General features: G+C 62.1%; 22 protein-coding genes and 1 pseudogene. 16 read left to right on the top strand and 7 right to left on the bottom strand.

Annotation, left to right across the window (positions count from 1 at the left end):
* Positions 1 to 12: 12 nt before the first annotated feature.
* Both phnE and Q8M85_RS08900 read left to right on the top strand, forming a co-directional pair.
* The gene (gene phnE, locus Q8M85_RS08905; RefSeq protein ID WP_036744163.1) at positions 13 to 819 is read left to right on the top strand and encodes a phosphonate ABC transporter, permease protein PhnE; all 807 of its coding nucleotides are present in this window, start codon (positions 13 to 15) and stop codon (positions 817 to 819) included.
* A 21-nt stretch (positions 820 to 840) separates the two neighbouring features.
* Positions 841 to 1,839 (top strand): phosphonate dehydrogenase, encoded by a 999-nt coding sequence (locus Q8M85_RS08900; RefSeq protein ID WP_305543139.1) that lies wholly within the window; start codon positions 841 to 843, stop codon positions 1,837 to 1,839.
* A 50-nt stretch (positions 1,840 to 1,889) separates the two neighbouring features.
* Here Q8M85_RS08900 and Q8M85_RS08895 read toward each other — a convergent pair whose 3' ends face one another.
* The 6 genes from Q8M85_RS08895 to Q8M85_RS08870 form a co-directional block, all read right to left on the bottom strand.
* Entirely contained in the window at positions 1,890 to 5,114 is a 3,225-nt protein-coding gene (locus tag Q8M85_RS08895; protein ID WP_305543186.1) for a DEAD/DEAH box helicase, read from the bottom strand.
* Positions 5,098 to 5,877 (bottom strand): Hachiman antiphage defense system protein HamA, encoded by a 780-nt coding sequence (locus Q8M85_RS08890; RefSeq protein WP_305543136.1) that lies wholly within the window; start codon positions 5,875 to 5,877, stop codon positions 5,098 to 5,100. The genes Q8M85_RS08895 and Q8M85_RS08890 overlap by 17 nt, the downstream gene beginning before the upstream one ends.
* 103 nt (positions 5,878 to 5,980) lie before the next feature.
* Entirely contained in the window at positions 5,981 to 7,249 is a 1,269-nt protein-coding gene (locus Q8M85_RS08885; protein WP_305543134.1) for a three-Cys-motif partner protein TcmP, read from the bottom strand.
* A 27-nt stretch (positions 7,250 to 7,276) separates the two neighbouring features.
* The gene (locus tag Q8M85_RS08880) at positions 7,277 to 8,059 is read right to left on the bottom strand and encodes a DUF5131 family protein (protein ID WP_305543132.1); all 783 of its coding nucleotides are present in this window, start codon (positions 8,057 to 8,059) and stop codon (positions 7,277 to 7,279) included.
* Between the two features lie 36 nt (positions 8,060 to 8,095).
* Positions 8,096 to 8,527: a PIN domain-containing protein gene (locus Q8M85_RS08875; protein WP_305543129.1), complete on the bottom strand. Its 432-nt coding sequence runs from the start codon at positions 8,525 to 8,527 to the stop codon at positions 8,096 to 8,098.
* Positions 8,524 to 8,826, bottom strand: coding sequence for a hypothetical protein (locus tag Q8M85_RS08870; protein ID WP_058097173.1), 303 nt, complete (start codon positions 8,824 to 8,826; stop codon positions 8,524 to 8,526). Before Q8M85_RS08870 ends, Q8M85_RS08875 begins: the two co-directional genes overlap by 4 nt.
* A gap of 294 nt (positions 8,827 to 9,120) precedes the next feature.
* Here Q8M85_RS08870 and Q8M85_RS08865 point away from each other — a divergent pair, with 294 nt between their 5' ends.
* From Q8M85_RS08865 to Q8M85_RS08855, 3 genes and pseudogenes are all read left to right on the top strand, one after another.
* Positions 9,121 to 9,312: a hypothetical protein gene (locus Q8M85_RS08865; RefSeq protein WP_305543123.1), complete on the top strand. Its 192-nt coding sequence runs from the start codon at positions 9,121 to 9,123 to the stop codon at positions 9,310 to 9,312.
* A 19-nt stretch (positions 9,313 to 9,331) separates the two neighbouring features.
* Complete coding sequence (locus Q8M85_RS08860; RefSeq protein WP_305543121.1) at positions 9,332 to 10,987, top strand: recombinase family protein; 1,656 nt, start codon at positions 9,332 to 9,334, stop codon at positions 10,985 to 10,987.
* A 128-nt stretch (positions 10,988 to 11,115) separates the two neighbouring features.
* Positions 11,116 to 12,002, top strand: a pseudogene (locus Q8M85_RS08855) (IS3 family transposase); the annotation flags it as partial.
* A gap of 35 nt (positions 12,003 to 12,037) precedes the next feature.
* On the opposite strand, the gene Q8M85_RS08850 reads toward Q8M85_RS08855, so the two are convergent.
* Positions 12,038 to 12,313 (bottom strand): hypothetical protein, encoded by a 276-nt coding sequence (locus Q8M85_RS08850; RefSeq protein ID WP_305543118.1) that lies wholly within the window; start codon positions 12,311 to 12,313, stop codon positions 12,038 to 12,040.
* A 190-nt stretch (positions 12,314 to 12,503) separates the two neighbouring features.
* On the opposite strand from Q8M85_RS08850, the gene Q8M85_RS08845 reads away from it, so the two are divergent.
* From Q8M85_RS08845 to Q8M85_RS08795, 11 genes are read left to right on the top strand one after another with little or no spacing between them, the layout of a single operon-like run.
* A complete protein-coding gene (locus Q8M85_RS08845) occupies positions 12,504 to 12,869 on the top strand; it encodes a hypothetical protein (RefSeq protein ID WP_371135222.1) in 366 nt (121 codons plus the stop codon).
* Positions 12,808 to 13,578 (top strand): lytic transglycosylase domain-containing protein, encoded by a 771-nt coding sequence (locus Q8M85_RS08840; RefSeq protein WP_305543115.1) that lies wholly within the window; start codon positions 12,808 to 12,810, stop codon positions 13,576 to 13,578. Before Q8M85_RS08845 ends, Q8M85_RS08840 begins: the two co-directional genes overlap by 62 nt.
* A gap of 20 nt (positions 13,579 to 13,598) precedes the next feature.
* Positions 13,599 to 13,889 carry a TrbC/VirB2 family protein gene (locus tag Q8M85_RS08835; protein ID WP_136904919.1) on the top strand — a complete coding sequence of 97 codons (291 nt, stop codon included), beginning with the start codon at positions 13,599 to 13,601 and terminating at the stop codon, positions 13,887 to 13,889.
* A gap of 9 nt (positions 13,890 to 13,898) precedes the next feature.
* Positions 13,899 to 14,177 (top strand): type IV secretion system protein VirB3, encoded by a 279-nt coding sequence (locus tag Q8M85_RS08830; RefSeq protein ID WP_045682577.1) that lies wholly within the window; start codon positions 13,899 to 13,901, stop codon positions 14,175 to 14,177.
* Positions 14,167 to 16,563, top strand: a complete 2,397-nt coding sequence (locus Q8M85_RS08825; protein ID WP_305543103.1) for a type IV secretion system protein B4 — start codon at positions 14,167 to 14,169, stop codon at positions 16,561 to 16,563. Before Q8M85_RS08830 ends, Q8M85_RS08825 begins: the two co-directional genes overlap by 11 nt.
* Positions 16,560 to 16,775 carry a hypothetical protein gene (locus tag Q8M85_RS08820; RefSeq protein ID WP_305543100.1) on the top strand — a complete coding sequence of 72 codons (216 nt, stop codon included), beginning with the start codon at positions 16,560 to 16,562 and terminating at the stop codon, positions 16,773 to 16,775. Before Q8M85_RS08825 ends, Q8M85_RS08820 begins: the two co-directional genes overlap by 4 nt.
* Before the next feature lie 4 nt (positions 16,776 to 16,779).
* Positions 16,780 to 17,946 carry a lytic transglycosylase domain-containing protein gene (locus Q8M85_RS08815; RefSeq protein WP_305543098.1) on the top strand — a complete coding sequence of 389 codons (1,167 nt, stop codon included), beginning with the start codon at positions 16,780 to 16,782 and terminating at the stop codon, positions 17,944 to 17,946.
* Positions 17,943 to 18,740: a type IV secretion system protein gene (locus Q8M85_RS08810; RefSeq protein ID WP_305543096.1), complete on the top strand. Its 798-nt coding sequence runs from the start codon at positions 17,943 to 17,945 to the stop codon at positions 18,738 to 18,740. Before Q8M85_RS08815 ends, Q8M85_RS08810 begins: the two co-directional genes overlap by 4 nt.
* Before the next feature lie 26 nt (positions 18,741 to 18,766).
* The gene (locus Q8M85_RS08805; protein WP_305543174.1) at positions 18,767 to 19,414 is read left to right on the top strand and encodes a virB8 family protein; all 648 of its coding nucleotides are present in this window, start codon (positions 18,767 to 18,769) and stop codon (positions 19,412 to 19,414) included.
* A gap of 35 nt (positions 19,415 to 19,449) precedes the next feature.
* Entirely contained in the window at positions 19,450 to 20,124 is a 675-nt protein-coding gene (locus Q8M85_RS08800) for a TrbG/VirB9 family P-type conjugative transfer protein (RefSeq protein WP_305543171.1), read from the top strand.
* Positions 20,121 to 20,606: a hypothetical protein gene (locus Q8M85_RS08795; protein WP_305543093.1), complete on the top strand. Its 486-nt coding sequence runs from the start codon at positions 20,121 to 20,123 to the stop codon at positions 20,604 to 20,606. The genes Q8M85_RS08800 and Q8M85_RS08795 overlap by 4 nt, the downstream gene beginning before the upstream one ends.
* Positions 20,607 to 20,676: the final 70 nt, after the last annotated feature.

Genomic DNA, 20,676 nt, shown 5'->3' with positions numbered 1-20,676 from the left:
AGGAGCACGTCAATGACAGCGCTTTCCCAAAGTTTCGACAGCATCCTTCAGCGCCAAAGTAGAGCTTGGAAGCGCGCTGCCGTGATCGCGGTGATCATCGCTGGCGTCATCATTGTCAGCAGCTACCACTCCGGCTTGCTTGATCTGGAGCGGCTTGGTTCCGGCCTTCCTTCGCTTTGGCAGTTGGGAAGTGAAATGGTTCCGCCCGATTTCAGCCGTGGGATGGAGTGGATCGGCCCCTTGGTTGATACTCTTGCCATGAGCATCGCCGGGACGGCAATCGCGGTTCTGATTTCGCTTCCCGTTGGCTTTTGCGCTTCGCGAAAAACAGCGCCAAACCGCGTTATCTACATGATCGCCCGCGGCCTGCTGAACGGCCTGCGCTCGATCCCTGAGTTGATCATGGGTATCGTTTTCGTTGCAGCGGTAGGCTTCGGGGCTCTGCCCGGCGTTCTTGCTCTAGGCCTTCACTCCGTTGGCATGGTCGGAAAGTTCTTTGCAGAAGCCATCGAGCATTGTGACAATGCGCCAATCGAGGCGGCGCGGGCCGCCGGTGCTTCACCCTTCCAGATCGTCACGCGCGCAATCCTGCCGCAAGTCCTGCCTCAACTGGCCGATGTCACGATCTACCGTTGGGAGTATAACTTCCGCGCCTCCACCATCCTTGGCACGGTCGGAGCCGGCGGCATCGGCTTTGAGCTGATGACCTCTCTTCGGATTATGAATTATCAGGAGGTTCTTGCCATCATGCTGGTCGTTCTTCTGATGGTCACCGTGGTCGATCAGGTCGGCGCTCTTCTTCGCCGCCAACTTCAATAAAACAACAACAGGGAGCGCGACATGTTGCCCAAGATCGTTATCACGCACAAAGTCCATGACGAGATCCTGACCAAGCTGGCGCCTTATGCCCGCGTCAGCGTCAACGAGTCGGACGATACTTGGGCGCATGACAGGCTTTTGGCAGAACTCAGTGATGCGACTGCGATGATGGCTTTCATGCCGGATCGGATCGACGCTACGGTTCTGAGCCACGCTCCTAGCCTGCGGCTTGTAGCTTGCGCGTTGAAGGGTTACGACAACTTTGATGTTGCTGCCTGCACGGCACGAGGGGTCCATGTCTCCATCGTGTCCGATCTTCTGACTGATCCGACCGCAGAACTGACCATCGGCTTGATGATTGGCTTGGGGCGGCACATCCTGCCGGGGGATGAAGCTGTCAGAATTGGCTACAAGGGGTGGAGACCGCGTTTCTACGGCGTGGGCCTGAAGGGCGCAGCGGTTGGCATCTTAGGCATGGGAGCGATCGGCAAGTCCATTGCTGAACGGCTCACGGGCTTTGGAACGCAAGTGAGCTATTGGGACAGGCGCGAGCTCGGTTCTGATGATGAAGAAAGGCTCAAGGTTACGTTCACGGATTTCGAACGGCTTCTTTCCACTTCGGATTTCGTAGTGTGTGCCCTTCCGCTCGCCAACGACACGCAGCATCTGCTCGGCGCACTGGAAGTTGCGAAGATGCGGAAGGGGACGCTTCTGATCAATCCATCACGTGGGAGCGTTGTGGACGAAGGGGCCGTGGTGGCTGCGCTGGAGGCGGGACATCTGGCGGGTTACGCCGCAGATGTCTACGAGATGGAGGACTGGGCGCGGCCGGATCGACCTGAAGCTGTCCATCCTGGCTTGGTGCAGCGTCGCACGGACACCTTGCTGACACCCCATATCGGCTCGGCGGTTACCAAGACTCGCCTTGCGATCGAGCATGAGGCGGCTGACAACATCATTGATCTTCTTGAAGGCCGCAGACCGCGAGCCGCTATCAATGAGCCCGCGTCTGTTCTCTAACAAGGTATCCTGCATGTATCATCTGTCTCATGTCGCTGCCTTCGTTGAAGTCATCGGGTCTCCACTGTCGGCCAATCCGGCTGCGCGCTCCACGCCGATACGGCTTCCGAGTTGAGCCATTGACGAAGCTCGTGGCCGGTTTTGAAGGTGGCGCCGGTGTCGGTAACAGCCTTGATGGCAGCTAATCTCGAATTGAAGCCAGCCTGGATAAGGATCGAGGCGGAACGATTCAGCGTGCCAGTTTCGACGGCGGGAACGGCAAGGCCGAGTTCATGGTCTTCGAGGGGAAGATCAAAGACGCCGACCGTATCGCCGTTCGCGGCTGCTCGGACGCGAATAGCCTCCATTGCCCATGGAAGACGATAGATCAGCCCCCCTTCGATGAACCGCAGCGTCTCCGATTCCTGTCCGGCAGCAATACCGGCAAGAGGCTGGCCGAAAAGCCAAACGCGCAAGATGTCCTGCCAATTTTCTGGCATTGACTCGGGCGTGAACGGGTAGAAGGTGAAGACCCGTTCGGCCAAAGCCGTGATAGCAACGATTGCTGCCTCGGCATTGCCTTCGGAAATTGCGCCATTGGCCTGGATCAGGAGGAGATTGGCATCCGCGGCGATTGCATCGAGCGCATGTCCGGTCGTAAGTCCGACCCCGGCCAGAAAATAGCCACGACGGCGTGCCGGCGTCGATTGGCTCCAGATCAGTTTGCTTCGCGACACAAGACCTGCCTTAAGAACCTGCCGAACCTCCTCGTTCTGGCGCAAAAGGCGACGGTGCCAGAGCGACGATTGAAGAATGTCGTCCAGCGCAGCCTCGATTCCGTCGTCAGGGATGTCATTTTCGCCGATCAGACTGAGGATGGCTGTATCGAGCGTCGCGACATGCCGCTCCCAGTCGGCAAGCGCGCGTTCCCGATCCTCGGGTTTCTCATTGGCAATCTCAGGGAAAGTCCAAGCCGCAGCGTTGTTAACGACATAGTCCACGAGCTGATCAAGATCGCCGCCGATGCGAGCGCGCATGCGTAGTAGCAGCACCGCGACCAGTCGCACCAAACCGCTCTCCATCTCCCGAGCGCCGAGGTCGGTGATGAGCGCTTCCCAGTTGCGCCGTTTCTTCGCGATATCGTCGAACATGGGGAAAAGCACGATGCCTTCCACATCGACATAGGCGCGGCCAGCGCGCCCGATGACATTCTTGAACTCGGAGATTTCGATTTTCTCACCATTGCGGTGAAGCGAGTGCATGACAACGGCCGTGGCTGACAGGTTAAGGCCCTGCGCCAAGGTCGGCGAGGAGATCGTTACCTTGAGCACATTATCGCGTAGCAGGCGCTCCACCTCCTTGCGGTATGCGGTCGGCAGGGCACCGTGATGGAGGGCGACGCCCAGGCGAAGACACTTCAGGATAGCATTGTTCGGCCCCAGCCACTCCTCTCCCAGCACGATCGCGGTGTTGAGGACGGCAGGATCGGCTTCAAGCAGAGAGCGCAACGCCCCGCGCTCGTGGAGGTCCACGATCACATCTGCAAAGGGCTCGACGCTTCGACGCTCCGGGCAGAAGATCAGGACGGTTTGTCCATCGTCGATTAACCGCCAAGCCGTCGCCAAGCAGAGTTCGCGTTGATTGTCGGGAAAGAGACGTTTTCGGCGCTTCTTTGGCGGAACCCAATTCGGTGGCGCGGTGCCCGTGAGAAAGCGCTGCACCCAAGGACGTTCATCGCCGACGCGAAGGTTCAATCGCGCGGTCGGCGACGTCCACACCACCTCACCGAATCTTAGCCGGGTCGGACGCCAGTCGCTCTTGATCAAGCCGCCGGGGTGGTCACGGCGCAACCAAGCCGCAAAGTCATCGAGTTGATCGCCATCGGGCAAAATCGCGGACAGGCAGACGATCCGACGCTCGTGCGCATCCGACCGGCGAAGAAGCCGCTGGATTTGCACTTCGTAGCGCACTTCGCGCTCATTGAGGCCAATCATGTGCCCTTCGTCAAAGACGAGCAGGCCGACGTCATCGAGAAGGGAGGGATCGTTGCGCAGCGCGAAGTCGAGCTTCTCCGGCGTCGCCACCACGATATCCCGTTCCCGGATCGCATCCTCATCAAAACCGCTGACCCCGATACTGCCGTAGAGCGCCGAGATTGTCTTTCCGAGCGGGCCAAAGGTCCTCTGCAGGGTGGTTTCCGTCTGAGCCGAGAGGGCACGTAGCGGGGTGACGAAGGCTACGCGTTTGCCGCCGGCAAGGCAGCGCAGGATGCACAGCTCGGCGATGCGTGTCTTGCCTGCACTGGTGGGAAGAGAGACCACCAGGTCGTCGGACTGGTCGACCGCGCGTACAGCCGCCTCGGTCTGGGATGGCCACAGATCGACCTCAGCCTTAGGACGCCGTTGCAGTAGTGCGATGAACAACTCTCGAAGCCTGGGCCAATCGGCCGCTTCGCCACCGACCGGCTGGAGCGGCACCTTTGCGTGGAAAGTGCTGGACCAGAGGTCGGGCAGGAGGTGGAGCGCGATACGATGCACCCACCACTGCGGCACCATGTTCAATTCGCTGCAAATGACGAGGCTTGTCTGAAGACGCGCCAGCGCCTGATCGAGCAGCGGTCGCTCGCCGCGTTCCAGCGCGAGAAGAAACAGCGACATGGCCGCCACAAAGGCGTCGGTCAGCGCCGTGTCGAGGCCGTCGAAGAGGAAGTCTCTGCTGTCGTCGATGGGGTTGGCCGCGCCCTCGGCCTGATCGAGAACGGCTTGGATGGCGGCGGTGATCCGGGCATCGCTGCCTTCGCCCGAAGCGCGATAGTCGAGGACACTGGTGCGAAGATCCCCGAAACTCCGTCGCATCAACTGCGTGAGCACACGTTCGATCAAAGAGAAATTTTCGTTGGCTTCGACGATTGCAAGCAGAGAGTAGGCACGGGCCGAAAGGTGCGCGAGATGATAGCTCGCTGCCGCCATAACGAAGTGGAAATCGCGATCAACCTCCTCGCGGTCGCCTTTGGCGATGACTGCTTCGAGGGCAGTTGCGGCTTGTTCGAAAGCGGCGCGCGCCTGTGCGGAGTCGCCATCAAGTTCGCGAAGGCGAAGGCCGAGTCCGAGAAGCGCATAGCCGTAGGAGTGCAGATCATAGCTGAGCTGCGGCGCGAAGGCTGGCGCGTCGGGCGGAAGCGCGCCGTTACGCCAGATTATCGCGCGCGCTTGGCCGCGTGCAATGAGGCGGCCTCGAAAGCCGGCAGTTGCTGCTTCTGCGATATCGGCCGCAATCGCTTCAGGCGTTGTTGGCATCGGCAATCACTCGATCATAAACAGCTCCGATGAAAGCCCCGTGACCCTCAACGCGCAGCCCGATCCCCCATTGATTGATGGGACCGGGATACGATTGGAGCGAAGCGGCCAGCAGCGCGTCAGGCGCGTTGCCGGAGAACGTGAAAAGCAGATGCCGGACACTCTGCACCGGAATACCGTGCTTCAATAGTGCATCATCGATCGCGTCGGCGAATGGCAGATTGCCAAGTTCGAGAAGGCGGGCCGAGATAAACGACAGAGCGTGGGCGGAAGGCAGTCCACCATCCTTGTCGAGACCAGCGCGCGCTTCGGTGAGAACCTGGCCGGTAAGAGCCGCACGGCTCTTCGCCTCAGTTTTGAGAAATTGGAGACGCTGCGTCTGGGCGTCTTGCAGGATGCCGATAACATCGTCTCCGCGCATCGCCATGTTGCGATGGTCCTTCCAACGCAGGCGCTTGATCGGGGCGTGGTAGCCGCCGCTGTGGGCGTCGATCCACTCCGTCGCGTAAATCTCGCCAAGATCACCGGAACGGATCGCCTTGGTTGTTGGAAGTTTGCCCTGTATTAGTGCTGCTGCTTCGAGCTTACCTAGCCGGGCAAATGCCCGCGCCATTTGCTCTTCCGATGCATAGTGCCCGGGCACGATGGCCGCCGTCGCCTGAACGCCGGCAGCAAGGTTCGCAGCCTGCCCAGTCATGACCCGGCGAAAATGGTTCCCAACCGGCTCATCGACCGAAAGGCACCAATCGTTGAACTGCGCCATGCTCGTTTCCCTGATCAGTAAGGAGCGAGCATGGCGCACACGAATAACGAGCTAACCTGAGATGGATGGAACAACAAGTACTCGGCGGAAAATACTGGAAAGATCATTTTTTACCGCCCTTCAACTCGCTCCCTGCATTGAAGAACATAGGAAAGAAGCTGCGCTGTGTCTTTACCTTGATGACATCATTCACGCCAATCGTATTGGCTTTTCGACGCTCGCCTCCCGCCGGAGTAATTACCTCCAAATCAGGGTTCTCGATGATCGCCGCATGAACGTCATCAGCATGTGCTGGCGTGACGTTGTAGATGCTCTCGTAAAACTCCATCACGGACATCGCGTCGCCGGCATCGGTCACGAGACGCGGAATATCTCCGAGTAACTGAGTCTTGGCCGAAGCACGGCCGCTATCATCAAAGAGATAGAGCGAGCCCTCGTCGTGACGCGGATCATAGGACAACATGTTGAGCCCAGATCGCCCAAAATGCGCCTGAAGGCTCGCATTGTCGTGCAAGATGTTATTGTAAACCTGCCTAGCGCGATAGGCGTTGGCAAAATGGATCAGCCAATATCGCCAGCCACCAGGGTTATTGATCGAAAATGGACTGACATAGGGCGCACAGAGCCGGAAGGCATCGAAGACGATTTTCTCGGCCGTGCCGAGCCAGTCCTTCTGGTTCATCATCCCTTCAAGCGCCTGGACATCATTGTTGCGCAGTCCGAGATGGTCAAGCTGTGCTCGCAGGCGGTCTGGCTGATCCTTTTGAAGGAAGGCGAGCAATGAACTGATGACAAAGGTGTAGAAGATTTCTGCAGCGGGATATGAATGCATGATGTCGAGTATCGTGTTCCGCTCGACATGACTGTGGCCGCACTGGTCCAGATTGAAGATTACGCTTCGGTAGCGGCCTTGCTCCAGAAAGCGTTTGATCGTGGGATAGGCAGCCTCGAAGAACTCATTCAGATACTCGACGCGGAGATGAAGTTTCGGACATGTCGCGGCGATGTCAGCCTGAACCGGCGCAACATGGGTCTTCAAAAGTTCGATCGCGTCACGGCTGGCGTCGTTGAAGACAAGCAGGCACTCGACCTCGATCGCGCCGAGCCCCTGAACCGCACGATGAGTGTTCACGGCGTCAGTCGCGCGCTTCAATTCCTCTATGAAGATCAGCGGGGAGCCCTGCGCACCGCACTGGTAGCGGCCGCCGCCGGAAAATCCATCGACGATAGCAAGGCGAAACCGCTCCTGCTGCGGCAGCTTGCAGCGAACAGTCAGATAGTCGAAAACATACTCGCGGAGAATTTTGTGTTTGCGCCTGGAGTGCTCTTCGAGTTTCGCGCCATCGACCCATTCATATCGTTTCTCGACCATGTTCCGCCCCCACCTCGCGCCGGGTCGTTATGCAACCGCTTGTGGAGCAGCAGGCATTTCATCCCAGGTGCGGCCACGATATTCGCGGCCATTTGCCTTCTTCGACCGCTTCTTGTTGTCCTTGCCCCAGGTCCCCCACTGTTTGAAGAAGAAGGCCGTACTGGCTGACAGGCATTGAACATAGATTTCATCGATCCATTCTTCACGGATCGGCCGTGCGGACTTTCCACTTTCTCCGCCCACAATGGCCCAATGAATGCCCTGGAGATCAACTGCACCCACCGACCCGATCAGTGGTTCGAATGAGATGAAACGGATAGCGGCCGGTGCAGCGCGCAGATGACTAATTCTGTCGACAACGCTCGCGTCCTCGATGCTGGTTCCAAGCCATACATTCGGCAACACCTCCCCAATCTTGCTGGCTACAAGTTCAGCCATGCGTTCGGGTCGCTTGGTCAGGATCTGATAGTTGTGATGCGATGTCTCGCGCATCACCTGCCAAACGTCGAGAATGAAAGCATCGCTGACCCGTTCATGGAACAGATCACTCATCGAATTGACGAAAATCTTGCGTGGCTTGCGCCAGCTATGAGGAATTGCGAGCGCGTTGCGATCCTCCCGCACGACGCCATTCCAAACGGTGCGCTTGCCCGTTTTCCGGGTCAGACCAGCATATTTCTCGATGCCCATTGCCTCCAGGCGCTTGGCCATCTCCATCGCATAGCAATGGGTGCAGCCGGCTGTGACGATTGAGCATCCGGCTACCGGATTCCAAGTGGCGTCTGTCCACTCGATCTGAGTTTCAGCCATGACGCCCTCCTGAGCTTCTGTCGAACACTGTCGGCATCAGTCTCCTCCCCTTAGGGGATTGATGATCTCCAGCCCGGCGAAGTCCTTTTCGTTGTCCGTGATCACCACGCAGTCGTTGGCTCCCGCCACAGCGGCAATGATCATATCCAAGGCGCTGCGCGGACGGCCAGCGGCCTTGCCCTCCGCCATCAAACGCGCCCAGATCAGGCCCGCTTTGTCGTCGAACGAGAGAATGCGGCCGGTGAAGAGCTCTTGCGGCCCCTCCGGTCCCGAGAACCAGGCGTCGAGTGCATCGCGCTTTTTCCCGCGCGGTTTCTCCAGAATGCCGCGCCGGATCTCGGCGATAGTCAGCGCCGAAATGAACAGGTCTTCGTCGCGCTGCTCCGCCCACCACGCCAGCAGCGCTTCCGACGGCTGCGGCTTGATGACGTTGCTGATGATGTTGGTGTCGAGGAGATAGCGCGTCACAGATCGACCCGGCGCCCCTCTTCGCGAGAGCGCACTAGATCAAGATCGGCGCCAACCAAAGGCGAGCGGCGCAGGGCCGACAGGATACCGCCGGTCTTCGGCGGTTCCCCCGAAACCAGAGCCTTCACGGTCTGTCGGGCTTGCTCCGCTTCTGGCCCCTCCTCCGCCAGTTGGCGGGCGAGCGACCGGATCAGCTCACGATCGGATTCCAGCGCCAGGACCTCGAAGCGCTTGAAGCCACGCTGTGTCAGGCGTGTCCGGTAATTCTCGATCGCCCTCTTCTGTGCGGCATTGCTCATGGCTGGCCTCCGTGCTATATATCCTGACATATAGCCGATGTCGGCCTTGAAAACAAGGGATGTCAGCGATGCCGCGAGACTCGCACCACAAGCCATTCTTGCGGAAGAATACTGCGCGTTCCCGCCAGTATTTTCCATATGCTGTGGCACGCCATGCTCCGCCCGAGCGCGACAACGCCGCCGTTATCGCCCCGACCACCGCCAACTATACGGCTTTGATTTCAGTTGCTTACGTTAGAAACGCCGGGAATGCTGCAAGTTATGACCTTGCGAGCCCCCGGAAACACAGCAAAGATGTCAGGACGAGAGCGCGAAGCGCTGCTCGAATCCCTGATGATCGACGAGCCGGAACTGACGTTCACGGCGCGCGGCGATCCCGATCCGCGCCTTCTGCGTCTCGTCGAGTTTCTGGCGCGGCAGGCAGCGCGGGAATGCTACGCCGAGGAAGTGAAGATGATGCGTCGACGGAGGAAGCGCACCTCCTGACGCTCAAAGGAGATGTGCAGTGAAAGTCGCGATCTACGCCCGCTATTCGTCGGACAATCAGCGCGAGGCGTCCATCGCCGACCAGTTCCGCATGTGCCGGTTGCGGGCGGAGAAGGAAGGCTGGACGGTGGTCGAGGAATATTCCGATCACGCCATCTCCGGCTCCAGCATGATCCAGCGTCCTGGCATCCAGGCGGTGATCATGGATTCCGCCCGAGGCCGGTTCGACATGATGCTGGCCGAGGCACTGGACCGGATCAGCCGCGACCAGGAGGACATCGCCGGCATCTACAAGCGCATGCGCTATGCCGACGTGAAGATGTTCACCCTGTCGGAGGGTGAGATCAGCGAGTTGCATGTCGGGCTCAAGGGCACGATGAATGCGCTGTTCCTGAAGGATTTGGCCGACAAGACCCGCCGAGGGCAGCGCGGCCGCGTAGAGGCCGGCAAGTCCGGCGGCGGCAATTCCTACGGCTATGACGTGGTGAAGAAGTTCGATGCCAACGGCGAGCCCATTCGTGGCGACCGCACCATCAACGAGATTCAAGCCGAAGTCGTTCGCCGCATCTTTCGCGACTATGCAGCCGGCAAGTCGGCCAAGACCATCGCCTTCGCCCTGAACAGGGACGGCATCCCTGCTCCTTCCGGCGGGCATTGGGGTTTCAGCACGATCAACGGCAACCCGAAACGTGGAAACGGCATCCTCAACAACGAGATGTATGTCGGCAAGATCGTCTGGAACCGCCAGCGCTTCGTCAAAGACCCCGATACCGGCAAGCGTCAAGCACGGCCCAACCCGGAATCGGAATGGGTCATTCAGGAAGCGCCCGAGCTGCGCATCCTCGATGACGACCTCTGGAACGCCGTGAAAGCCCGCCAGGGCGAAATGCGGACCGAACGGGACGAGAGCGGCGCAGCCGACGTAGGCAAGATGAACTATCGGCGCCGACCGAAGTATCTCTTCTCCGGCCTGACGAGATGTGCCTGCTGTGGCGGCGGCTATTCGGCGATCTCGGCAACCCTGATCGGCTGCTCGACAGCCCGCAACAAGGGCACTTGCAACAACCGGGTCAATATCCGCCGCGACGAGTTGGAGACGCGGGTACTGAATGCGCTTCGCACTCGGCTGGTCGACCCCGAGTTGTTCGCCCATTTCTGCGAGGCATTCACGCGGGAGATGAACCGCCTTCGGATGGAAGGCCGCGCGGGCATCGCCACAGCCGAAGCCGAGATGGCGAAGATCGAGCGTGAACTGGCAAAGCTGCTGACGGCTATCAAGGCCGGTGGCCCGATCGAGGCCATCGTGGGAGACATGAAGCGGCTGGAGGCACGGAAGGCCGAGCTACGCACGTTTCTCGCCGAGGCGGAGGAACCACCTCCCCTGCTGCATCCCTCGATGGCGTTGCAATACCGCAAGCGGGTCCAGCAACTCTATGAAGCCTTGCAAGACGAAGAGGAAGAGAAGCGGATCGAGGCGGCGGACATCCTGCGGTCGCTGGTGGACAAGATCGTGCTGACCCCGGCCGACGGCAAGGTCGAGATCGACGTTCAGGGCGATCTTGCTGGAATCCTTACGCTTTCCGCGCAAAAGCAAAACCCCGCAGCGGGCGCTACGGGGTCGCAAGTAAAGATGGTTGCGGGGGCAGGATTTGAACCTGCGGCCTTCAGGTTATGAGGGTGACCAGCGAGCGGACCTTGACCAGATAGACGTCGGCATCAGAGGTGGTTCCAGAAATCTGAACAGCCGGGATAAGTGGATTTTCCGCGCAACAGCAGCATGATGCTGCGAGCGAGGAGAAGACCATGGCAAGACGACCGCGCCGGAACCACAGCCCGGCATTCAAGGCGAAAGTGGCGGTAGCCGCGATCAAGGGTGAGAAGACGCTGATCGAGCTGGCGCAGGAGTTCGACGTCCATCCGAACCAGATCAAGCAGTGGCGAGACCAGCTGCTTGAGGGGGCGACCGGGGTGTTCGGTGCAGCCCCGAAGGCCGAGCCGGAGCCGGCCATCGATGTGAAGACCCTGCATGCGAAGATCGGAGAGCTGACGCTGGAGAACGATTTTTTGTCCGGCGCGCTCGGCAAGGCGGGTCTGTTGCCGAGCGCAAGAAAATGATCGATCCCACAGCGAAGCTGAGCGTCAGCCGCCAGGCCATCGTGCTGGGGATCAGCCGGGGCAGCGCGTATTACAAGCCCCGCCCGGTGTCTGACGCAGATCTGAAGCTGATGCATCGGATCGACAAGCTGCACATGGAATTCCCGTTCGCGGGCAGCCGGATGCTGCAGGGCTTGCTGGTTCAGGAAGGGTTCAGGGTCGGGCGGCTGCATGTTGCCACGCTGATGAAGCGCATGGGCATCGAAGCCCTCTATCGACGGCCAAACACCTCGAAACCGGCGCCAGGGCACAAGATCTACCCCTATCTGCTGAGAAAGCTGCCCATCACCCGGCCCAATCAGGTCTGGGCGATGGACATCACCTACATCCCCATGGCACGCGGGTTCATCTATCTGGCTGCCGTGCTCGACTGGTTCACCCGGCGCGTCCTGGCCTGGCGGGTATCGATCACGCTGGAGGCTGATTTTTGCATAGAAGCTGTGGAGGAGGCGTTGGCACGTCACGGCACGCCCGGAATCTTCAACACGGCGTCATTGGCACAGGGCCGAGCACAAAGGTGGAGCGCCTATCTCAAGGCGCACATGCAGGGTACGTCTTCGGCCCACTTTTTTCACTCAAGAGCCTCGATAAACCGCCCATACTCCTCGCTCACCTCCCCGGCTTCCACAAAGGCCCGCGCGCGTTCCTCATCGAGGCAGCGGAAGTAATCCTGTACATCGGCGATGTAGGCTTCGAAATCCCCCCGGATCAGATCCGCATAGGCGCGCATGTCTTCGCGTGATGTGGGCAGGAACGGCCGCTCCGGCGGGGTGCAGGCATGTGCCGGACCACTCACCACAAGGACGGTAATCAGCAGCGCTAGGGGGATGTTGCACGCACAGGACATGTGCAGGGCAAAACTCCTTTGCCGCCTTTAAGATCACAAGTTTGTCAGCTATCACCGTTATCGGAGCAAGGCAATCTGCGTCAAGTCGTTTTAATTGTTTTGCTATCGTTCATGTTGTCTTGTATCGCCCACGGTGCTGCGACTCCGTGGGCCCGAGACTGCACCCAAGCAGAAAAGGGACCTGAAGCGGATGGCCATGATAGAAGAAGCCCCGAATGTGGTTACAGAAGACGGACTGCGCGGCCTCCTTGCCGAAGGCTACCTCATCGAGGTGGTCTGCAAGGAAGGGGCCGAGAAGCGCCACAACAGTTGGTACGGCGCCTGGGTCATCCGGGCCGTTGCCCCGGACGGGCGCGACGACAAGATGCTCGTCACCAGCCGCAGCGTCCTCAAGCTGCGCGATTTCAAGACCATCGTCGGCCTTGTCAGCTTCCTTGCCGACATGGGCTGCACGACCGCCAGCATCCCGCTCATCGAAGGCGCCCGCGAGCGCCATGCAGCACCCGGGCGCACGCCCGAGCCACGAACCGGCCCGGTTCTGGTCAAGGACAACTGACCGCGCTTTTGCGCTCGTCGTTGCATTGGGTACAGGTGTTTGTTCAGCACCCCCGGCCCTTGCCGACGGTTTCATCTTCCAGGTCAGCCCTGATGGCCGACTGATCGACACCGCCGAGACTGCGAGCAGCCTGCGCTCGTTCACCGGCGGCGACGACGCCCAGAACGGGCCTCTTTCAGATCGTCTCTTTCTTTTTGCAGAACCGCAGTCCCGTGGGGATGATGATCCCCTGAACGATGTGACGGCTGCCGCAGCGGTTACCCCGCGTGCTGGCCGCGCCTCCCCCGAAATCCTCCACGCTATCGAAACCACGGCACTGCGCTACGGCAGCCATGACGCCCTGCGTCAGGCGGGTCTGTCGGTCACCGACTGGACGCTGTTCTATCGCGCCAATATCGAGGTCGAGAGCGCCTACAATCCCGGCGCCTTGAGCCCGGTCGGGGCCATCGGGCTTGGCCAGTTGATGCCCGACACCGCCCGCGATCTCGGCGTCGATCCCCATGACATCGCCCAGAACCTCGACGGCTCGGCGCGGTACCTTCTGATGATGCTCGAGCAGTTCGGCGATCCAGCGCTGGCGCTCGCGGCCTACAATGCCGGTCCCCATGCGGTCACCCGCCATGGCGGCATTCCCCCCTTTCGAGAAACCGAAGGCCATGTGGCCCGTGTGACAGCCGTGTTCCAGCGGCTGAGAGGAGACCTTTCGTGACGTCCAAGAATCTTCAAAGCGTGCTCCGCGCGCGGGCCATTGTCGCGCTCGGCGCAACCGCCCTCATCGTGCTGGCGGGCCCGGCGCTGGCCCAAAGCATCGACCTCTCGCCCGTGCAGACGCTGCTGCAGGGCATCGTCGACGCGATCACCGGCCCCTTGGGCATCGTGATCGGCACGCTCGCGCTGATTGGCGTCTTCCTCTCCTGGCTCTTCGGGATCCTCGATTTCCGCCAGGCGCTCTGGGTCGTGGTTGCGATCGCGGGCATCGCCGCGGCGCCCACCATCGTCGCCGCCATCTGGACGACCTGAGCCAAACCGATGTCCGACCAGTCCCGCGTTTTCATCGGCCTTCTGAGGCCACCCAAGCTGATGGGCTTGCCGATCATGTACGCCATGGTCTGGCTCTTCGGATCGACGCTTCTGTTCCTCTGGGTGCAGAGCTGGGTTGTGGCCGTCTTCGCGGGGCTGGCCTGGCCTGCGCTCTGGAAGGCCGCTGACTGGGATCCGAACTTCCTCGACGTCCTAGTGATCACCTTGCAGGAAACCCCACCCACGGCGAACCGCAAGCTCCACGGGGGCGACAGCTATGCCCCGTGATGGAATTGGCCATGACGGGGCCGACGCCCTCGACCCGCTGACCGCTCTGCCTGCATGGGTCAAGGGCGAGAAGCGGCTCTCGTCGATGCTGCCTTATGTGAGCCTCGTGACCGACCGGACGATCCGGACGCGGGGCAACGAGCTGATGCAATGCCTTCGCCTCGAAGGGGTGAACAGCACCACGAGCGAGGATGCACATCTCGACCGGATCGGCGGGCTTCTCGCCGGGATCGTCGCGCAGGTGGGGACCGAGTTCTCCTTCTACCTGCACAAGGTCTCGAAGGCGGTCGACGTGACCCTGCCGCCCATCCAGGGCGAGGGCTTCGCAGCCGCCGTCGACCAGCGCTGGCGCGCGCATCTGGGTCAGGCGGGCCTGCGTGACAAGACACTGACCCTAACGGTGCTGAAGCGCCCCGAGGCGGGGAGCCGTTTGCCCTTCGGTCTGGGGGCGTCGCGTGCGCGACATGCAGCGGACACAACCCGCCGCTTGCGCAAGCTCGACGAGGTCGTGGGTTTTCTCCTGTCGTCCTTCGATGAGTTGAAGCCCCGCCTGCTTGCGGCCAGCACTGGCGAGCTTCTGGGCTTCCTCGGCTCCCTCAACACCGGCGAAGAGCACCCGCTCTTCCCGCGGTCACGCCTCGGCGTGATCGCAGAGGATGTGGCCAATACCCGCGTCACCTTTCGCGGTACGACCATCGCGCTTTCCGACGGTGCCGTAGGCGACAAGCTCGGCGCGATCTTCGCGGTGAAGAACTATCCCGCCAAGACCGACAGCCTGATGCTCGACGAGCTGAACCTGCCCGTCGACATGGTGGTCACGCATTCCTTCGTGCCGACCAACGCGAACATCATGGCAGGCCGCATCAAGCGGCAGCTGCGGCTTATGCAGGCCGCCAACGACGGAGCCGTCAGTCTCGCCCAGGAACTGGAACTCGCGCAGGACGATCTGGAGTCGAAACGCCTGATCTTCGGCGAGCACCACATGACCGTGGCGGTCTATGCGCGCAGCCAGGCCGCGCTCGACGACATCGCGGCCGAGATCCGCAACATCTCCGCCACCTCCGGCATCAACCTGATCTCGGAAGCCTTCGGCGCGCGGGCGCATTTCATGGCGCAGCATCCCGGCAATACCGGGGCCAGGAGCCGCAAGGCCGCGATCACGAACCACAACTTCGCCGATCTCGCCACCTTTCATCGCACACCGCTTGGCAAGACTGGCCGGGAAGTGCCCTGGGGCGTACCGATCACGCTCTTCCCGACACCCGAGCGCAGCGGCTTTCGCTTCAACTTCCACGAACAGGGCGCACCGGATCGTGAACCCACGGGTGGCCACACGCTGATCCTCGGCCGCCCCGGATCGGGCAAATCCGTGCTGGCGGCTTTCCTCATGACCATGGCACGGCGGGCAGGTGCGCGGGTCTTCGTCTTCGACTATCGCGTCGGCATGGAAATGGCGGTCCGCGCGCTCGGCGGCAGCTATTCGACCGTGCGGGCAGGGCGACCCACGGGCCTCAATCCCCTCCAGACCGAGATCGACGCCCGCGGGCAGGCCTGGCTTGCCGACTGGCTTGCAAGCCTCCTCGAGCGCCGGGACCGGCCCTTGACCCCGGTGCAGACTAACCGCCTGCAGGAGGTCGTGCGCCAGAACGCCAGTGCGGGGAACGCGGGGCTGCGCAACTGGTCTGATTTCGCCTCTCTCCTCGTCTCAACCGATGACGATGGCGATCTCTTCGAGCGTATGCAGGAATGGACGGCCGAGGGTCGCTACGGCTGGATCTTCGGGGCGAACGCAGAAGACACGTTCCAGATCGGGGGCAGCACCGACGCTGACGTCGCGGGCTTCGACCTGACCGGCATCCTCGATTCCGAGAGCGAGCGGGAACGCATGGCGGTCCTCTCCTACCTCTTCCGCCGGGTCGAGCGGGTGATCGAGGACCGCAAGCCCACGATCATCGTCATCGACGAGGCCTGGAAGGCGCTGGACAACGCGTATTTCGCGGAGCGGCTCTCGAACTGGCTGGTGACTGCCCGCAAGCAAAACGCGGTCGTCGTCATGATGACCCAGTATGCGAGCCAGCTCGAGCGGACCCGGACCGGCAAGACCATCGTGGAAGCGGTGCCGACCCAGGTACTCCTGCCCAACATCCGAGCCTCAGCCGCAGACTACGCGATGCTGGGCCTCAGCGACAAAGAACTCGATGTGCTTCTGGGCGTCGGGTCGGCGTCACGGCTCGCCCTAGTCCGAGATGACCGGGGTGCTGTGGTGATCGATGCCGATCTCAGCGCCCTCGGCCCCCTCGTGACCATCCTTGGCGGCATGGAGAAGGGCGAGGCCCTTGTCGGCCCCGATTACCGTGACCGCCCTGATTTCTGGAGAGTGACATGACCTGTACCATTTTGCGCAGCGCCGTGCTGCTTTGCCTCGGTCTGAGCCTGACAGCTTGCGCCCAGCATAACCCTGCGCAGGCCAACTGCTTCAACTTCCGCGAGGCTCCTGCGCAGGCAGGAGCCGCCGCCGCCACGATCTCGACCATGGGCACGGAGGTCACGCGCCGCGACACGGCTTGCGATTTCGTGATGCTGGGGGCGGGTGGCTGAGCGGATGCGGAGCTGGCTCCCCCTCTCGATGGTCAGCCTGGCGCTGGCTGGCTCCGCTGCCGGGCCAGCCAACGCCCAAGGCGTGCCGACTTTCGACGTGCGCCTCTTCGCAGAGCGGCAGGCAATCCTCGATCAGACCGATCAGGATCTGGCGCTACAGCAGGACCGGCTGACCCGGGAAGAGGAGCTGGCCGAGATTGAACGCGAGCAACTCGCCTCCCTCGAAGGATTGGTGGATGCCATGTCCCTCGGCTCGGGCGATGTGGCTGGCACCGTGGCCGGGCTCGAAGCGGGGCAGGGGGCGGTTGAGGACGTTGAGAGCGCTGCGGCCAGCCTCTACGCGCCCGAGGACAACAACCCGGCCGCAGCCCGGATGTTCGGCGATGCGCGGGAAGGGATCGAGGAGCTGATTATCCGCGCTGCGCGCGACACCCATAGCCTGCCCGGGGTGAGCCGCGCGGGGCTGTCGCTGGTCCAGTGGCGCTGCCTGCTGCAAGCGCTGATCTGGCAGGAAAGCCGGTTCCAGATCGGGGCACGCTCCCCCGTTGGGGCTTTCGGGCTCACGCAGATCATGCCCGCTACCGCTAGTGATCTCGGCATCAACCCGGCCTATTACGACGACCCGTACCTGCAGGTCACAGGCGGTGCGCGTTACCTCGCGATGATGCTGAACATGTTCGATGGCAACATCATACATGCGCTTGCCGCTTACAACGCAGGCCCAGGCAACGTGCAGAACTATGGTGGCGTGCCACCCTTCGCGGAAACCCAACACTACGTCGTGGTGATCCCGCAGCAGTACAACAGCTACCTCGCCGCCGCGGGCGGTATCGATGCGCTCGGCACGATCGACCCGGTCCTTCTGGCGAACGCGAGCTTCAGCCTCTCGGCCCATGGCGCGGGCGTCTATGGCGACTATTCGCTGGTTTCGGTCCGCGCGGCCGCCCTGCGTGTTCAGGATATCATCACCCGCATCGGCGAGACCGAGGACCTGCACGAGGCCATCGCCCTCAACACCTATGCGCGCGCCGAGCTTGCCCGGCTGGTCGCGATCCGGACCCGGATCAAGGCCGCCCACACACGAGCGTTAAGCGAGGAACAACTCGCCATGGCCGCCGCCCAAGCCGCCGAGCGGCAGTTCATGGATTTCACCTTGGAGAGTTTGCGATGATCCGGCGCTTGCGCATTTCCCTCACCACCACCGCCGCGACCCTCGCGCTGGCCACAGTGCTCGCGGGTCCTGTCGCAGCGCAGGGCGTGCCCACGGTCGATACCCAGAACATCGCCCAGGAAATCCGCCAGCTTCAGCAGATGCTGCAGGATTTCGGGATCCAGACCGATCTTCTGGACAATGCGCTGGCACAGCTCGACCTTCTGCAGCAGCAGTTCGATCAGCTCGAGGAGATGTATGCCTCGCTGACCGGGCCGCGCAGCATCCTCGGTCTCGCCATGGGCGGCGATCTCGACGGCCTCCTGCAGGCCAACTTCGAAGACATCCCCGGTCTGATCCGAGGCATCCAGGCGGGCGACTGGTCGAGCCTGATCGGCCCCAACGCGGGGCCCCTGCGCACGCAGATGGAACAGGCGCTGGCCAGCGCCGGGTTCGACGAGGACTCGCTGCGCGAGATCGCCACGAGTGGCAATCCCGGCGCAGAAGGTGTCGCCACCCGCGCCACGACCGGTGCCGTGATGTCGGCGGCAGCCCAGAACAGCCATGCCGAGGCAGCGCAATCCCTCGAACGTGTCGAACAGCTCGTCGCGATGATCCCCGACATGGAGGACCTCAAGGAGTCGATGGATCACAACACCCGCGTCACGGCGGAGCTGGCCATCGCCATGACACGGATGTGGGAGCTTGAAGCGATCCAGACCCTCGGCGCGGGCAATGCGGGCGTGGTGGATGCGGCCACCGTCGCCGAAGAGCGCCGCTACATGGACTTCACCCTGCCGAGCCTCGCGCCATGAGCAAGGCACCGGACATGACGGCAGGCATGAGTGCGCGGGAACTGGTTGAGGAGGAGTTGATCCACGGCGCGCTACGCCGGGAACAGCTCTGGCGGATGATCGGCCTTGGCGGGGCGGGCTTTGGCGTTTTCGGCTGCCTTGCAGCCGCGGCCGTCGCCCTGATGGTCGAGACGCCCCCGCCCGTCGTCGTGCCCTATGATCCCGCGACCGGTCTCGCTCTGCCGAACGCCACGGTGGAAACGGTCTCGCTGGCGGAGCGTCCCGCCATCATCGAGGCGCAGATCTACCGCTACATCCTTGACCGCGAGGCCTATAACCAGCTCGACAACGATCTGCGCGTGCGCCGCGTGCTGGCGCAATCCACCGGGGCGGCCGAAGCCAGCATGCGCGCCATGTGGACCTCCGGGCAGGAGAGCTATCCGCCGACCCGCTACGGCCCCTCGGCAGAGATGGCCGTCGAGATCGCCTCGATCACGCTCATCGGCGACAACCGCGCGCAGGTGCGCCTCAGAAAGCGCCTGACCAGCGCGCAAGGGGCGCAGGACGGATCCTTCACCGCCACGCTGATGTTCGCTTTTCAACCCGAACGGACCCGCTCGATCGACGATGTCTGGCAAAACCCCTTCGGCTTCACCGTCACCCAATATGCCATCCGATCGGACCGTTCCGAATGACTTCTGTTCCCGTTCTCACATCCGTCCACGCCCTTATGGTCGCTGGTGCGCTGGCGCTCATGGCGCCCGCAGCGTTGGCCGAGACCACACCGCGCCCGGGGGCCCATGACAACCGCATCCGGGTTGCCAACTGGACCGAAGGCCAAGTCTACCGGATCGTCACCACACTGACTCGGGTGACCACCGTCGAATTCGGCGAGGGCGAGACCATCCGCTCGATCATCGCGGGCGACACGGTGGGCTTCCAGTTCGACGGTGTGCCGGGCGGACGCGCCTTCGCGATCAAGCCTGCGGCCTCGGGTGTGGCCACCAACATCACGGTCTACACGAACCGCCGCTCCTACTATTTCCACGTGGTCGAGGCGCGCGAGACCCCGCATTATGTGGTGCAGTTCCGCTATCCTGAGAGCCGCGTTCAGCCGACCCGTGCGGTCGCGGCCGATGCGCCCAATGCGAACTACGCGGTCAGTGCAAGCGAGGAGTTCACACCAACGGCCATCTGGGACGACGGGACCTTCACCTATTTCCGCTTCGCGCGGAACGCGCCGGTCCCGGCGATCTTCCGCTATGCCAATGGCGGCGAGCGGGCGGTGAACAGCACGGCACTCGAGGACGGCGTCATCCGCGTCTCGGGTGTCAATCGCCAATGGGTGCTGCGCCTCGGCGAAGACGAGGTCTGTGTTCAGGATATGGGCGGACCCACGTCATGAGCCAGGACACCGAAGACCTCGCCGCGCGCCTCGCGGCTCTCGAAGCGACGGGCGACAAGAAGCGCGGCGCAGGACGTCCCTCCCCGATAGCCGCCATCCTTGGCGTTGCCGGGATCGTGACCGTGGGCGGCCTGGCCTGGGCCGCGCTGCAGCCATCGCCGGAAGCGCCTCTGCCGACCGCAGCTCCGGAAGAATTCCAGACCACGGGATCGGGCTTCGGCGATCTCGCACCCATGCCCATCGCCGATCCTGCGCCGCCGCCATCGGCCGAGACCGGCCCCACCGAGTCGGAACTGGCGCTGATGGAAAGCCTTGCGACGCTGCGCGCGGAACTCGAAGACCTGCGCGCGCGGCCCGTCGAGGCATCGGATAGTGGCGCGGAGCAGGCCATCGCCGATCTCACGGCCCAGATAGCGGCCGAGGATGTCACGGGCTTCGAGGACGATGGTTTCTTCCTGGGGGGTCATGGGAGTTCTCGCTGAAATCCGCAGGCCGAAGCCCCCTGCCCTCTCAGGGCGGGGCCACTGGCATGCATTTGGAAGGGGAAAGCGC

It is taken from the genome of Tabrizicola sp., assembly GCF_030694085.1.
Classification (GTDB): domain Bacteria; phylum Pseudomonadota; class Alphaproteobacteria; order Rhodobacterales; family Rhodobacteraceae; genus Tabrizicola.
Note: the sequence above shows the minus strand (reverse complement) of the source record. Positions and strands in the feature narration are given on the sequence as shown.

What these genes read in the sequence shown, in the direction of transcription:
- Q8M85_RS08895 (WP_305543186.1), bottom strand. Translation starts at nt 5,114, where the DNA reads ATGCCAACAACGCCTGAAGCGATTGCGGCCGATATCGCAGAAGCAGCA.
- phnE (WP_036744163.1), top strand. Translation starts at nt 13, where the DNA reads ATGACAGCGCTTTCCCAAAGTTTCGACAGCATCCTTCAGCGCCAAAGT.
- Q8M85_RS08865 (WP_305543123.1), top strand. Translation starts at nt 9,121, where the DNA reads ATGTCAGGACGAGAGCGCGAAGCGCTGCTCGAATCCCTGATGATCGAC.
- Q8M85_RS08885 (WP_305543134.1), bottom strand. Translation starts at nt 7,249, where the DNA reads ATGGTCGAGAAACGATATGAATGGGTCGATGGCGCGAAACTCGAAGAG.
- Q8M85_RS08845 (WP_371135222.1), top strand. Translation starts at nt 12,504, where the DNA reads ATGGCCATGATAGAAGAAGCCCCGAATGTGGTTACAGAAGACGGACTG.
- Q8M85_RS08825 (WP_305543103.1), top strand. Translation starts at nt 14,167, where the DNA reads ATGCCCCGTGATGGAATTGGCCATGACGGGGCCGACGCCCTCGACCCG.
- Q8M85_RS08900 (WP_305543139.1), top strand. Translation starts at nt 841, where the DNA reads ATGTTGCCCAAGATCGTTATCACGCACAAAGTCCATGACGAGATCCTG.
- Q8M85_RS08880 (WP_305543132.1), bottom strand. Translation starts at nt 8,059, where the DNA reads ATGGCTGAAACTCAGATCGAGTGGACAGACGCCACTTGGAATCCGGTA.
- Q8M85_RS08890 (WP_305543136.1), bottom strand. Translation starts at nt 5,877, where the DNA reads ATGGCGCAGTTCAACGATTGGTGCCTTTCGGTCGATGAGCCGGTTGGG.
- Q8M85_RS08830 (WP_045682577.1), top strand. Translation starts at nt 13,899, where the DNA reads ATGTCCGACCAGTCCCGCGTTTTCATCGGCCTTCTGAGGCCACCCAAG.
- Q8M85_RS08795 (WP_305543093.1), top strand. Translation starts at nt 20,121, where the DNA reads ATGAGCCAGGACACCGAAGACCTCGCCGCGCGCCTCGCGGCTCTCGAA.
- Q8M85_RS08870 (WP_058097173.1), bottom strand. Translation starts at nt 8,826, where the DNA reads ATGAGCAATGCCGCACAGAAGAGGGCGATCGAGAATTACCGGACACGC.
- Q8M85_RS08815 (WP_305543098.1), top strand. Translation starts at nt 16,780, where the DNA reads ATGCGGAGCTGGCTCCCCCTCTCGATGGTCAGCCTGGCGCTGGCTGGC.
- Q8M85_RS08810 (WP_305543096.1), top strand. Translation starts at nt 17,943, where the DNA reads ATGATCCGGCGCTTGCGCATTTCCCTCACCACCACCGCCGCGACCCTC.
- Q8M85_RS08805 (WP_305543174.1), top strand. Translation starts at nt 18,767, where the DNA reads ATGAGTGCGCGGGAACTGGTTGAGGAGGAGTTGATCCACGGCGCGCTA.
- Q8M85_RS08820 (WP_305543100.1), top strand. Translation starts at nt 16,560, where the DNA reads ATGACCTGTACCATTTTGCGCAGCGCCGTGCTGCTTTGCCTCGGTCTG.
- Q8M85_RS08840 (WP_305543115.1), top strand. Translation starts at nt 12,808, where the DNA reads ATGCAGCACCCGGGCGCACGCCCGAGCCACGAACCGGCCCGGTTCTGG.
- Q8M85_RS08850 (WP_305543118.1), bottom strand. Translation starts at nt 12,313, where the DNA reads ATGTCCTGTGCGTGCAACATCCCCCTAGCGCTGCTGATTACCGTCCTT.
- Q8M85_RS08800 (WP_305543171.1), top strand. Translation starts at nt 19,450, where the DNA reads ATGGTCGCTGGTGCGCTGGCGCTCATGGCGCCCGCAGCGTTGGCCGAG.